Source organism: Clostridium sp. 1001271st1 H5 (assembly GCF_005845215.1).
Lineage (GTDB): Bacteria > Bacillota > Clostridia > Lachnospirales > Lachnospiraceae > Enterocloster.
Genome location: NZ_SPHO01000003.1, coordinates 158,171 through 172,033, shown reverse-complemented (window position 1 = coordinate 172,033; position 13,863 = coordinate 158,171). Strand labels below are relative to the sequence as shown.

At 51.9% G+C, this 13,863-nt stretch carries 13 protein-coding genes; 3 read left to right on the top strand and 10 right to left on the bottom strand.

The window, feature by feature from the left end:
- The 4 genes from FGS84_RS05860 to FGS84_RS05845 are packed head-to-tail and all read right to left on the bottom strand — an operon-like array spanning position 1 to position 3,785.
- The gene (locus FGS84_RS05860; protein WP_138306741.1) at positions 1–1,656 is read right to left on the bottom strand and encodes a ribulokinase; all 1,656 of its coding nucleotides are present in this window, start codon (positions 1,654–1,656) and stop codon (positions 1–3) included.
- A 14-nt stretch (positions 1,657–1,670) separates the two neighbouring features.
- Positions 1,671–2,309, bottom strand: a complete 639-nt coding sequence (locus FGS84_RS05855) for a class II aldolase/adducin family protein (protein WP_138306740.1) — start codon at positions 2,307–2,309, stop codon at positions 1,671–1,673.
- Positions 2,310–2,314: 5 nt separating this feature from the next.
- Complete coding sequence (locus FGS84_RS05850) at positions 2,315–3,157, bottom strand: L-ribulose-5-phosphate 3-epimerase (protein ID WP_138306739.1); 843 nt, start codon at positions 3,155–3,157, stop codon at positions 2,315–2,317.
- Positions 3,105–3,785 (bottom strand): ribulose-phosphate 3-epimerase, encoded by a 681-nt coding sequence (locus tag FGS84_RS05845; RefSeq protein ID WP_138306738.1) that lies wholly within the window; start codon positions 3,783–3,785, stop codon positions 3,105–3,107. The genes FGS84_RS05850 and FGS84_RS05845 overlap by 53 nt, the downstream gene beginning before the upstream one ends.
- 153 nt (positions 3,786–3,938) lie before the next feature.
- Between FGS84_RS05845 and FGS84_RS05840 the strand changes: the two genes are divergently transcribed.
- The 3 genes from FGS84_RS05840 (at position 3,939) to FGS84_RS05830 (ending at position 7,145) form a co-directional block, all read left to right on the top strand.
- Positions 3,939–4,754, top strand: coding sequence for a BtpA/SgcQ family protein (locus FGS84_RS05840; protein WP_138306737.1), 816 nt, complete (start codon positions 3,939–3,941; stop codon positions 4,752–4,754).
- A gap of 102 nt (positions 4,755–4,856) precedes the next feature.
- Complete coding sequence (locus FGS84_RS05835; protein WP_138306736.1) at positions 4,857–6,365, top strand: FGGY-family carbohydrate kinase; 1,509 nt, start codon at positions 4,857–4,859, stop codon at positions 6,363–6,365.
- An 18-nt stretch (positions 6,366–6,383) separates the two neighbouring features.
- Positions 6,384–7,145 carry a DeoR/GlpR family DNA-binding transcription regulator gene (locus FGS84_RS05830; RefSeq protein WP_138306735.1) on the top strand — a complete coding sequence of 254 codons (762 nt, stop codon included), beginning with the start codon at positions 6,384–6,386 and terminating at the stop codon, positions 7,143–7,145.
- A gap of 32 nt (positions 7,146–7,177) precedes the next feature.
- Here FGS84_RS05830 and FGS84_RS05825 read toward each other — a convergent pair whose 3' ends face one another.
- The 6 genes from FGS84_RS05825 to FGS84_RS05800 form a co-directional block, all read right to left on the bottom strand.
- Positions 7,178–8,113, bottom strand: coding sequence for a glycosyltransferase family 2 protein (locus FGS84_RS05825; protein WP_138306734.1), 936 nt, complete (start codon positions 8,111–8,113; stop codon positions 7,178–7,180).
- A gap of 53 nt (positions 8,114–8,166) precedes the next feature.
- Entirely contained in the window at positions 8,167–9,009 is an 843-nt protein-coding gene (locus tag FGS84_RS05820) for a LicD family protein (RefSeq protein ID WP_138306733.1), read from the bottom strand.
- Positions 9,010–9,052: 43 nt separating this feature from the next.
- Entirely contained in the window at positions 9,053–10,411 is a 1,359-nt protein-coding gene (gene rfbH / locus FGS84_RS05815) for a lipopolysaccharide biosynthesis protein RfbH (RefSeq protein ID WP_138306732.1), read from the bottom strand.
- Between the two features lie 82 nt (positions 10,412–10,493).
- On the bottom strand, positions 10,494–11,549 hold the full coding sequence (rfbG, locus tag FGS84_RS05810; protein ID WP_138306731.1) for a CDP-glucose 4,6-dehydratase: 1,056 nt from the start codon (positions 11,547–11,549) through the stop codon (positions 10,494–10,496).
- A 14-nt stretch (positions 11,550–11,563) separates the two neighbouring features.
- Positions 11,564–12,334 (bottom strand): glucose-1-phosphate cytidylyltransferase, encoded by a 771-nt coding sequence (rfbF, locus tag FGS84_RS05805; protein WP_138306730.1) that lies wholly within the window; start codon positions 12,332–12,334, stop codon positions 11,564–11,566.
- A 94-nt stretch (positions 12,335–12,428) separates the two neighbouring features.
- Complete coding sequence (locus FGS84_RS05800) at positions 12,429–13,853, bottom strand: hypothetical protein (RefSeq protein ID WP_138306729.1); 1,425 nt, start codon at positions 13,851–13,853, stop codon at positions 12,429–12,431.
- Positions 13,854–13,863 lie beyond the last annotated feature (10 nt).

The following is a 13,863-nucleotide window of genomic DNA, read 5'->3' as shown; positions in this document are numbered from 1 at the left end:
TTATTCCTCCTGTCCTCTCAGCACTGCCAGCTGCTTCAGTATCCTGCTCTCTTTGCCCAGATAAAAGTACATCTCCCTGTACATTTCAAATAAAGGGTCATAGGCAGCCGAGGCAGATTGGTTTGGCGTGTACCGTTTTCCCACGGACGGTCCCATTGCCTCCACGGCCTCCTCAATGGCGTCATATCCCCCGCCCTTTTTTCCGGCTGCAACCGCCCCGTACATGGCGCTTCCCATACAGCTTCCGTTTGCAATAGCGGGAATCCTGATTTCCCTGCCAAGAACATCCGCCATAATCTGCATGATAAGAGGATTCTTTTCCGCCACGCCGCCTGTGGCATAGAGGTGTCTGCATCTGACCCCTGCTGTCTCCATCTGTTCTATTATCATCCTCTTTCCAAATGCGATTCCTTCCATCAGCGCCCTGTAGATTTCCTCCGGCCTGGTCTGCAGGGTCATGCCCAACAGACATCCCCCAAGGCCGCTGTCCATCAGAACAGAGCGGCACCCGTTCCACCAGTCGAGAGCAATTACTCCGCTGCTTCCCGGTTTCAGTCCGCCTGCCTTCTCATCCATCCACCGGAATACGGACATGTTCTGCCTCTTCGCCTCCTCATGATAAGAAGCAGGAAGACAGTTCTCCATGAACCAACTGAAATGGTCCCCCATACAGGCCTGCCCCGCCTCATAGCCGTAGTATCCGGGAATGGCGCTGTCCGGGCATATGCCGCAGAAGCCCTCCACCGGCACCTGCTTCCTGCTTATGAGGATATCACAGCCCGAAGTCCCAATCACCATGAGCATAGCGCCCTCACGGCACAGACCGGAGCCTGCAAAGGCGGAATGGCTGTCCCCCAGGCCGCAGGCCACAGGCGTCCCCTCAGGCAGTCCTGTCTTTTCAGCCATCCGGGCAGTGATACCCCCCACACAGGTACCGGGCCTTACCAGTTCCCCTCTGAGCTTTTGTCCCACCCCCGCCAGTCCGGGATGAAGCGTCCTCAGAAAATCAGCGGAAGGATACCCCTCTTCCTCCTGCCACAATGCGGCTACCGCCGCAATGCTTTTGCTTCTCATCCTGGTTCCTGTGAGCTGCCATGTCATCCAGTCCGCACCTTCCACAAACTGGTCCGCTGACGCGTATATATCCGGCGACTGCCTCAGTATCTCGAGGATTTTTGGAAACAGCAGTTCAGAAGATATCTTATTGCCGTAATATCTGAGAAAGCGTTCCTGCCGCAAACCGGCCTGCCTGGTGATATCATCCGCCTCCTTCTGGGCTCGGTGATGCATCCAGAGCTTGACATAGCTGTGAGGGTCATCCCTGAATGACCGGTGCATGCACAGCGGAATGCCTTGCCTGTCAACCGGCATCATGGTGCACTGGGTGAAGTCAATGCCGATTCCCACCACCTGGTCCGGTCTGAGCTCCTGGTCCTTAAACAGGTCCTGCATCAGGAACTGCCAGGCATCCAGGTAATCCTGGGGATTCTGCAGGGCAGTACCCGGCTCCAGCTTTCTGCCTGTGGGCAGGGAATCCTTCATGATTCCGTGAGGATAGCCATACACGGATTCCTTTAGAATCCTTCCGTCCGACACATCCACTGCCATGGCCCGCGCTGACAGGCTGCCAAAATCAACTCCTATGGAATATCCCATCTTATCACCTCTCCCTATTGACCGTAGTCCAGCCAGCCCCTTTTTTCTTTTTCTATATCTCCCGGAGACAGCAGCGGTATCTCCGCCCCCATGGCCTTTGCCAGCACAAAGGTTTTGGCTGCTTCCTCCAGATAAATTGCCGAGTACAGCGCCTCCTTCATATCCGCTCCGTAAGCCATAATTCCGTGGTGTTTCAATATGACGGCCCGCGCCTCCCCTGCATACTCTGCGGCCATGATGCCCATTCCAATATCAGATGAAGGGGTAAACGGCGCCACATTGACCGCAGCCCCATTGGCATCAATCAGGGTCACCAGGAATTCCGGAATCTGATTCGTTACAAACCCGGCAGCAGTGGCATAGGGCTGATGGGTATGAATCAGCGCATTGATATGGGGCATATGCTCAAACATATATACCAGGGCCGGAGAATCCGAGGAAGGCTTCCGTTTTCCCTCCACCACTCTGCAGTCCCTGTCTATCACCACCACGTCCTCCGCTGTCATGTCCTCATAAATCATACCGGACGGCGTTACCAGGTACAGATCATCCCCCGCCCTCATGCTCACGTTCCCGCCTGACAGGGATATGAGATTGCATTTTTTAATCTCCAGCGCTGCATCCAGTATTTCCTTTTTTTCCTTTTCAAACATAAATGCTACCTCCTGGCACATTTTATTTTATCCATCATAAATATCCGCGCGCGGCTTATGATATCCATATAATCCTCTTCTGTCTCATTCCACATCTCAATGGTAAGGGGACCCCTGTACTCCATGGCATCCAGGGCCTTAAACACTCCTATGAAATCCATATTACCGGCCCCCAGAGGCACACCGTAGAAGTAGTCCGGCAGGGAGTCCCTCACATGCACGTTGGCAATGTGCCCCCTGCCCTGGGGCAATTCCGTAACCGGGTCAATCCCCAGGGACTTCATATTGGCTATATCAGGATAAATCTGAAGCCACGGCGAGTCCGCCTCCCTGACCAGACGCAGGGTATCGCTAACCCTGACCAGGTTCACCTCCACAGGTTCAATGGCCAGCATCACCCCTGCCTGCTCCGCCCATTCCAGACACCTTAAAATGTTCTCCCTGTACCGGGCAGCCGTTTCCTGGCTGCGGGGTTCATAAAAGGCATCATACCCCGCAACCTGCAGCATACGGACACCAAGATTCTGACAAAAGTCAATTCCTTCCCGCATCAAACGGATTCCCCGCTCCTCCAGTTCCCTGGAACCGCTTCCCAGAGGAAACCGGCGGTGGCCGCTGAAGCACGCCGACAGAATCCGTATATTCTGGTTCCGCGCAGCCCTCCTCACTTCATCATATTGCCTGTCATTCCAGTGCAGGCGCGCCAGACGCGCATCGCTTTCATCCAGGCTGATTTCGTAATTCTGGTATCCTGCTGCCGATGCGTCGGCAAACATCTTTTCCCATTCCTGGGGCTTAATGGCCTTTTCGTAGATTCCGAAAGGCCTTTGAATCAGTTCCATATCCATTTAATGCCTCCATCTCCCTCCAGGCTTTGGCCGGGTTCTCTGCTCCCCATACAGCCCGCCCCATAATCACGCAGTCAGCGCCGGCCTCTGCCACCTTACCCAGCTCATTCCTTCCAATTCCCCCATCAGCGTATATCATCACATCATCCGGAATACAGGCCCTGGCCCTGCGAATCCGTTCCAGGGCGTTCGGACAAAACATCTGCCCGGAACCATCCGGCTCAGACGTCATCAGAAGCAGGTAGTCAAAGGAACCGGCATAGCTCATGATTTGCTCTACCGGCAAAGAAAGGTTCAGGGCAAGACCTGCCTTCATGCCTGCACTATGCACCTCATTTAAGAATTCCAATGGATAGGAAAGGGCCTCCATATGTCCGCAGACAGCAGAGATGTTCATTTCTGATAGTTCTTGAATATAACTGATTGGATTTGTCACCAAAAGATGAACATCCAGCTCTGCCTTTGAATAGGCCGCCATCTCTCTTACAGTCTTCATGCCAAACGTAATATTAGGCAGGAAATTTCCATCCTCCACATCAATATGCAGGTATGGCACATCCTCAATCCGGTCCAGCTGGCCTTTTAAATCCAGCTGACGCGCTGACGCGATTGACGGTATAATCCTCATCTCATCCCTCCTTTTTGAATCAATCTTAGCATATTATGAACTATTTTGCAATATTTATGATTTTATTATTGCATTTATTGATTCTTTGTGATACTATTTGAGTGCAAACTCGATGCAAACTCCTAATTTGAATTGAGAAAGGAATATACGATTATGTCAAACTGGATGCAGGAATTATTTCATGTAGAAAAACCAATTATTGCAATGTGCCACTTACAGCCGCTGCCCGGCGACCCTTACTATGATGCGGACGGAGGTATGGAAAAGGTAATGGCGGCTGCCAGAGCAGACCTTCTGGCCCTTCAGGAGGGCGGGGTTGACGGCATTATGTTCTCCAATGAATTCAGCCTTCCCTATCTCACAAAGGTGGAGCCTGTCACCATTGCCGCCATGGCAAGGGTAATCGGGGAGCTGAAACCGCTTATAACCGTTCCTTACGGCGTCAACTGCCTGTGGGACCCCATTGCCTCCATTGACCTGGCAGTTGCGGTAGACGGTAAATTTATCCGTGAAATCATCTCCGGCGTGTACGCCTCTGACTTTGGGCTTTGGAACACCAATGTGGGAAAGACCGTCCGCCATAAAATGGCAGTAGGTGCAAAGGACTTAAAGCTTCTTTTTAATATCGTGCCGGAGGCTGCCAGATATCTGGCCGACAGGGATATAAAGGACATTGCCAGGTCCACAGAGTTCAACAACCGCCCTGACGCCCTCTGCGTATCCGGCCTCACTGCCGGCAGTGAAACCGATACCCAGGTACTCAGCCAGGTAAAAGCCTCTGTTAAGCGCACCCCTATTCTCTGCAATACAGGATGCAATGTGGGCAACATCACAAGGCAGCTGTCAGTTGCTGACGGAGCAGTATGCGCAACCACCTTTAAATACGACGGTGTCTTTGAAAACGCAGTGGATGTAAAGCGGGTTAAGGAATTCATGGATAAAGTCAAGGAATACCGGGCAGCACTCTAAATCAGGAATCCTGCCTGCATATAATCTGTGGTATACTTAGGGCATCTCTAAATCAGAGGATGCCCTTACTATTTTAAAGAGTCATCCAAAGGAGGTCCCCACTTGAAAAAACATGCATACTTTATCGGAATTGACAACGGCGGCTCTGCCATCAAGGCAGCGGTATTTGATGAAAGCGGCAGGGAGCTGTCTGCGTCCCAGATTCAGATTCCCATGGACCACCCAAACCCCGGTTTTACAGAACGCGACCCCTTGGCTGTCTGGAACGGCAATTGCAGGGTCATACGGGATGCTGTGGCCGGGGCGGAGCTTTCGCCCCGTGAAATCAAAGGCGTGTCTGTCTGCGGTTATGGAGGGGGACTTGGTCTTTTAGACAGTGCAGATACACCGGTCGCGCCCTTCATCGTGTCCACGGATACCCGCGCCCAGCCGCTTCTGGAAGAATATACGGAAAACGGAATCAACAGCCGCCTGTACCAGCTGACCCTCCAGAATCTCTGGGCCGGCCAGCAGGCCATGCTTCTTCCCTGGCTGAAAAAGCACCGGCCGGACTTGCTTAAACAGGCTGCTCATATGGTATCCATCAAGGATTACATCCGTTATCGCCTGACCGGTGTACTGGCCACTGATTATACGGATGCTTCCTGCACCAACCTGTTTCATATACGCAATAAGGAATTTGACCCGGAAATCTTTGAACTTCTCGGTATCCGCGAGTATTTCAGCCTGGCCTCCCTCCCCGTACTCCATTCCTTTGAAACAGCCGGCTTCATCACCTCCGAAGCAGCCGCCCAATGCGGCCTTACGGAGGGCATACCGGTGGCAGCCGGATTATATGATGTGGATTCCTGCTGCCTGGCCAGCGGTATTCTGGATTCCAGCTGCCTGTGCCTCATCACCGGCACCTGGTCCATCAATGAATATCTGACCAATGACCTGGAAGAATGCATTGGAAAAAACGGCAACACCATTGCTTTTTTACCAGATTATTATATAATTGAAGAATCAAGCCCTACATCTGCAAGCAATTTTGACTGGTATGCCAATCATTTTCTGAGCCGGATGTATCCGGACCTGGACCGGCGGGAGTTATATGAATACTGCAATCAGTCCATTCTTTCATCGGGATTAAAGCAGACTGATATTTTGTTTTTGCCGTACCTTTATGCCTCCAACTCTGTTCCTGATGCCAAAGGCGCATTTTTCAATCTTGACAGCAGCCACACTCCCACGGACCTCCTTCTGGCCATTTATGAGGGAATCCTTTTCTCATCCTGCTGGCACATTGAGAAGCTGACCGGCACCATCCATCCCCAAAAACAAATCCGTTTATCGGGAGGCATCACCAACTCACCTGTCTGGACCCAGATACTGGCCGACATCCTGCAGCTGCCCATACAGGTAATGGAAGGAACGGAACGGGGGGCTCTGGGCGCAGCCATCTGCGCCTCCGTTGCCAGCGGTTATTATCCTGATTTTCAGAGCGCCGTGAAGGAGATGTGCCATTTGTCCCGCACATACACCCCTGATTCTTCCAGGGCCGTATTCTACAGGAAAAAGTATGAGATGTTTAAAAAGGCAATCCAGGCATTAGGGGTTTTTTATAAGTAGGAATCAAGGAGAACTGTCATGTTGAAAGCAGAGCGCCTTCAGGCGATTGTTGATTTAACCAACAGAGAAAAGATTGTAACATCAGAGGAACTGATGCGTCAGCTGAATATATCCAAGGCAACCGCCAGAAGGGATATAGAGGAGCTGTCCGGCCAGGGACTGATTCAAAAGACCCGCGGCGGCGCCATGTCCGCGAATCACGCCTCCCTGGAGCCCTCTTTTGTCAAGAAAAAGGAATCCAATGCAGACGAAAAGGCCCGCATTGCCAGAGCTGCCAGGGAACATATCTGTCCGGGCGAGAAAATCATACTGGATTCCGGCACCACGGTATTGGAGCTTGCAAAGCTTGTGGGCGACATACCGGACCTTACCGTGGTCACCAATGATTTGCATATTGCATCTGAGGTAAGCATTTTTCCCAATGTCACTCTGCTGGTGGTGGGAGGCGTGGTCAGGAAAGGCTTTAATTCCACCTACGGGTATTTTGCGGAAAAAATGCTGGGCAGCATCTCTGTCAATAAGACCTTTCTTTCCATTGACGCCGTGGATGTGGACCAGGGGCTGCTCAGCTATATAACCGACGACACAAATATAAAAAAACAATATATTAAGTCCGGCAAGGAGGTCATCCTTCTTTGCGACCACACCAAGTTCCTGGCCAGCGCCTTCATTAATATCAGCCAGCTGGACTGCATCAACCGGATTATTGTGGGTAAGGAACTGGATGAAGAGTATGCAGAAAAACTTGAAAGTATGGGAATTGAAATAGAATTGGTATAGAATGCCAGGGACCGGTTGCCCGGTCCCTGTTTTTATTCCCGGCCGTCCATATTCTCCGTCCGGTCCACAATATAAATCGGCCTGTCCTTCAGCTCCGTGAACAGAATGGCAATATACTCGCCGATGATACCGATAATCACAAACATCATGGCAAACATAAAGCAAATCAACACCACAATAGTGGCATAGCCGCTGGGAGCCCCTCTTCTGGTGCAGAGGGTGTATATCATAACCAGGAAACCCAGCAGGGCCGAGAATATGCCTGCGTAGATTCCCAGCTTCAGGGGCATATTGGAAAAGCACAGGATTGTATTGATGGAAAACACAAACAGCTTCTTGATGCTGTACTTGCTCTCCCCCGCCACCCTGGCCCTTGCCTCATACTCAATGGTGGTTTTCTGAAAGCCCACATTCTGCACATAGCCCCTTAGGAAGCGCACCTTTTCCCGGTAGCTGTCCTTCAGCACCTGGGCCACATGGCGCGAAACCGCAAAAAAGTCAGAGGCATTTGCCTCAAAATGTACATCTGAAATCCGGTTGATAAGCCAGTAAAAGCCGGATGAGGTGATGTTCTTCACCAGTCCTGCTGTTTTGTTCCTGGTCCGGACCATGTTGATAACCTGATAACCCTCCCCAAACTTCTCCAGTATATCCGGGATGCACTCCGGGGGGTGCTGCAGGTCTGCGTCCATACAGATGATGCCGTCCCCGCGGCTGTAATCCAGCCCCGCTATCATGGCTGCCTCATGCCCGAAATTCCTGGAAAAGCATACCACCCTGACCCTTTTATCGGCTGCCGCCAGCCGGTCCAGTATGTCCTGGCTTCCGTCCCTGCTGCCGTCGTTGACAAAAATCAGCTCATAGTCCCAGCTGATTTGCCCCAATACCTTTGTGGTTTCCCTGTAAAATTCTTCCAATGCCTTTTCTTCGTTGTAGACTGATACCACAACCGATAACAACCTGTCCATGTCTTTTGTCTGTAATCCTTTCCCGGGAGCCTGACGCGTGTCCGAAAACTGCATTAATCAAAAATCTGGATTTGCTGGCTGGAGTGGGTGGGCACCCGTTTGTCCTCCGGGGGCATTTCCATGTAGTTCCCATACACCTCTGTCAGTATCTGGTGCCATCCCCTGGGTATCATCAGACGGGTATCCTCAAAATCCCAATCCTCCACCTGGTCACAGCTGGACCTGTCCACAGTCACATACAGGTAATCAGGCTGATAGTTGCTGTAATAGCACTGGTTCCCCCTGCTTTTCCTGTCCTTCAGGGCTGCCGCTCTCTGCATGGCAAAGATAAGCTTCATTGGCACCAGGCGTCCAACGGCTGCCAGTCCTCCCACAAATATCTTGTGCATCAGGCTGTATTTGCTGAAATCCAGCTTATACCTGTGCCCCATGGCCATTCCATACACTGCCTTGTGCAGGAAGCGGGTGAATTCCGCCCCTGTCACAGAGGCAGGAAGCTTATCCAGAATAAACAAATCCACCCATATATGGTTCAGCTTTCCCTCATAGTACTGCATTTCGGGGCTGTCCTCATGGCACTTGCTTTTCTTGTAAATAATCCTGGGAGTAAAATCATAAAACGCCTTTCCTCCCCGGAAGCTGTCCGGTTCCAGCAGTTCCATGGTGTCGGGCAGCTCCCTTGGAGCCACCTTCATAAACGCCTCATACTGGTTTCTGGTAAATGCCACATCCGCATCATCGTCCCAGGGAATGAATCCCTTGTGGCGTACAGCGCCTATGAGGGTGCCTGCGTCCAGCATGTAACGGATATTGTACTTGCGGCAAATCCGGTCTATCTCTTTTAATATAGTCAGGTTAGCCTCATGAACCCGGCTCATATCATAGGTTTCCATCATAATCAGTACTCCTGCCCTTTATACTTATGGTACCGCGCGGTTCCTATACACACTCCGCTGCTTCCTTAATTGTCTGGGCCATATAGTCAATCATGGCGTCTGTCATTCCCGGATACACACCTACCCAGAAGGTGTCGGCCATAATGCGGTCCGTATTGTCCAGGCTGCCCGCAATGCGGTATCCTCTGCCTTCTGTACGCATCTCATCAAAGCAGGGATGCTTTGTCAGGTTGCCGGCAAACAGCATTCTGGTCTGCACGCCCTTTTCCTCTGCATACCGTACCACCTTATTGCGGTCCACGCCTTCCCTGCATGTAATCAGAAAACCAAACCAGCTTGGCCTGGAATGCGGGCAGGCTTCCGGAAGAATCAGCTGATTTTCCGTCCCCTCCAGTCCTGCCTTCAGCCGGTCGAAATTGTGGCGGCGGCGCTCCACAAAGGAGGGGAATTTATCCAGCTGGGCACAGCCAATGGATGCCTGCATGTCCGTGGCCTTCAGATTATACCCAAGATGGGAATATACGTATTTGTGGTCATAGCCCAGGGGAAGCTCCCCGAACTGCCGGTCAAACCGGTGTCCGCACATGTTGTCACGGCCAGAGGGGCATACGCAGTCCCGGCCCCAGTCCCGGAAGGAACGTATGATTTTATTGAGAAGGGGATTGTCCGTATACACGGCGCCGCCCTCGCCCATGGTCATGTGATGGGGCGGATAAAAGCTGGAAGTACCGATGTCCCCGATGGTACCTGTAAACCGGGTTACTTCCTTCCCATCCTCTTCCATGGTGTACTGTGTGCCCAGGGCATCGCAGTTATCCTCCACCAGCCACAGGCCATGCCTTTGGCAGAATGCCTTTACTGTCCTTAAATCAAAGGGATTTCCAAGGGTATGGGCTATCATCACTGCCTTTGTCTTTTCAGACAGCGCCTCCTCCAGCTTTGTCACATCAATGTTATACTGGGGGATGGTCACATCCACAAACACCGGCACTGCCCCAAACTGGATGGCAGGCGCCACCGTGGTTGGAAACCCGCAGGCAACTGTGATAATTTCATCCCCTCTCTTCACCCTGCGCTCCCCCAGCAAGGGGGAGGTCAGCGTCATGAAGGCCAGCAGATTGGCGGAGGAACCGGAGTTTACCAGGGAGCAGAAACGCACGTCCAGATAAGCTGCCAGCTTCTTCTCAAATTCATCGGTGTACCTGCCGGAGGTCAGCCAGAATTCCAGTGAACTGTCCACCAGGTTTACCATCTCCTTATGGTCATAGACCCTGGAAGCATAAGGGATGCGGTCGCCCTCCTGAAAGGGTTCCTTTTTATTGTGATAGGTATCGCAGTATTCGGCCACCATGTCCAGAATCTGCTGTCTTGCTTCTGTCTCTGTTTTATGTTCAAAAGCCATGTTTATATCTCCTCTCTGCAAAAAAATTCGTAACAGTTCAGACGCCCATGCCCCCGCATCCGTTTCCCTGCTGTCCGGACCGTTACAGAAATTCTGTTATCTGCCGGTCCATGACCTCCAGCATGTCCTCACCGTCCAGATAGGCCTTGGACCACTCCACGGTCTTCTGTACAGCTTCCTCCACCCCGTATCTGGGCCGCCAGCCAAACACCGACTTTATCCTGGAACAATCCAGCTTCAGGAAATTGGCCTCATGGGGGCCTCCGTCATACTGGTTTACCCACGTTACGCCCTCGCCCCAGGCCCGGCAGAACATGTCCACCAGACGGCCCGTGGTCACACAGTCCTTATCATCCGGTCCCACATTATAATACCCCTGGTACCGGCCGTCCTCATACTGCTTCATGGCAATGGTAAGATATACCAAAAGAGGCTCCAGCACCAGCTGATAGGGCCTGGTGGAATGGGGATTCCTTACAATAATATCTTTCCCTGCAGCAGCAGCCCTGATACAGTCAGGTATAATTCTGTCATTGGCAAAATCGCCTCCTCCAATGACATTTCCGGCCCTTGAAGTGGAAACAGCACAGCGTCCGCCGCTGAGAAAGGACTTCTGATAGCTGTGGGTTACCAGCTCGGAACAGGACTTGCTGTTGGAATAGGGGTCATATCCGTCCAGGGGGTCGCATTCCCTGTAGCCATACTCCCACTCCCGGTTCTCATAAACCTTGTCCGTGGTCACATTGAGGAAGGAGCGCACACTGTCCGTCAGCCTGACACACTCCAGCACGTTCACGGTTCCCATAACATTTGTCTCATAGGTATACACCGGGTCCTTATAAGAATCCCGCACAATGGGCTGGGCTGCCAGATGAAACACCACCTCCGGCCTCACCCGTTCAAACACGTCCTGAAGTCCCTTAAGATTCCTGATATCGCCAATCACGCTGTCCATCACATCCTCCAGCCCGGCAATTTCAAACAGGCTTGGGTCTGTGGGCGGCTCAAGGGAATACCCCGTCACCCGGGCCCCGGCCAGGGTCAATATCCGGCAGAGCCAGGCCCCCTTAAACCCGGTATGCCCTGTCACCAGTACCTTCTTTCCCTTATAGAAGTCCGTCAATTCTTTCATCGTCATAAAATATTCATCTCCTACCAAATCTTCCAGGGCGCCTTACCGGACTGCCACAGCCCCTCCAGCTTATTCATCTCCCGCTGGGTATCCATGCACTGCCAGAATCCGCTGTGATAAAAGGATTTAAGCTGTCCCTCTGCCGCCAGACGCTGCATGGGGCCCTGCTCAAATACAGTGGAATCCCCTTCCAGATAATCAAATACCTCAGGATTCATTACCATGAACCCGCCGTTAATCAAAGCGCCGTCATTATCTTCCTTTTCCCGGAAGGAAAGGACCGTATCATGTTCATCAATATCCAGGACCCCCTTCATCTGGCCAATGTTGACCGTTGTGATGGTGGCTGTCCTGCCATGGGATTCATGGAAACGCACCAGTTCATTCAAATCCACAGTGGACACCCCGTCCCCATAGGTCAGCATGAAGGGTTCATTTCCCACAAAAGGCTGGATGCGCTTTACCCGCCCGCCTGTCATGGTGTTGAGTCCGGTATCCACCAGAGTCACCTTCCACGGCTCGGAGTAGTTATTGTGGACCTCCATCTTATTATTGGCCAAATCAAATGTCACGTCTGAGGTGTGAAGGAAATAATCCGCAAAAAATTCCTTCACCACATACTGCTTATAGCCCAGACAGATGATGAAGTCGTGGAATCCGTATTCCGAATAATACTTCATGATATGCCACAATATGGGCTTTCCCCCGATTTCTATCATTGGCTTTGGCTTCAGATGGCTCTCCTCGCTGATTCTGGTACCAAAACCTCCTGCTAAAATTACTACCTTCATCTCTGTCCTCCATTGTATTTCCGACACATTTTATTTCTGCCGCATTCCATTTCTGCCATATTCCATTTCTGGCGCATTCCATTCCTGGCGCGTCCTATTCCCGGAACACATTCAGTCTGTTCTCTTCCAGTATCCGGAACGCGTTCTGTATCTTATCCAGTCCTTTGTAGTATTCAAACTCTCTTTCCAGCTCCCCGCCCCTGTCCTGCAGCTCTTCCCGGCTCATTCCGGGGACCTCCAGGGCAAGATGTGCCTTTCTCTCAAAGCTTTCCTCCCTGCTGGGCGCTTTCTGAATCTCACGATAAGTAGTATAACCATTTCCCATAAGGATTGCAAGGCAGAATAGTGCCATGACCCACCGGTATCCCCGGCTTGTCCTCCCCTTCATCTGCCATACAAGTGCAAAGGTAAGTACGATACCCAGTATTCCCACCTGGAACTGCAGGGCATAGCGGGAACTTAAGGCATAGCTTTCCTTCTCAAATATATACCTGGAAATAAAGATGATTACATGGTTCATACCGCCTCCTGCCAGAAGCATCAGGGGCATGATGGTCCTCTCATACAGGCGGAACCGGAAATTAAGCCACAACGCCAGCAGATAGCCGCAGACCACAAACAAGCCCAGGACATAACACATCCGGTTGCTGAGCAGGCCGCTTTCCATGAAACGCTGAAGTTCCTCCCCTCCCACCAGAACCCCTGCAAAGGACTTCAGCAGAAAACGGATGGGAAATGTGGGATTTTCCGCCAGAATCGTACCCAGGGAACGTCCCGTGGCTCCGGCATGTTCCTCCACTGCCATGGAATTGCTCAGCATATACAGAAGCAGGGGAACCAGGGTGCAGGCCATGCAGGCCAGATACCGCATATCCCAGGAACCGTATGTCCGGCCTTCATTCTTTCCCAACCGGTCCATGACCATGCAGAATCCGTAGGAAAGCAGCAGTGTGGCAGCATAAACCGCACAGTAAGGTCCGGCCGTTCCCAGTATAATGAGCCACGGCAGCACAAGCAGCTTTACGCGGTCACCTTTCTTTTCCTCCCCTGCCCATACCCGGTCCAGGACCAGCTCATGGTAGTAGAAGCAGGCAAAGGCAAAGAAATGGGACCAGCCGCTTCCATTGGTAATCATCTCCCATTTATTCAGGCTGAACATGACTGCCATCAGCAGTGCAAACCAGAGGCATCCCACCTTTCTGCCACTGCAATAGGCTGCAAATACCCAGCCTGCCAGTCCTAAGCTCACCACTCCCAGCACCCGTTCCAGGGTTATGGTGAAACCAAAGAACTCCACATTGACAATACGGCAGAGATAATTGACCGGGATGCGTGTCAGCACATCCGGCACAAAAAATTTCTCCGGATTCCACACATCAGGCAGGTAGCTGTTCACCAGCCGGATGTAGTCTGAGTACACCACGTCGCAGGTGGCGTTCTTTACGTACCAGAGGCAGAACAGGATGCCTGCAAGAGGAAGAAGCCAATATATGATTTTCCTGTTTCGTTCTGCATTCATGGTTATCCTG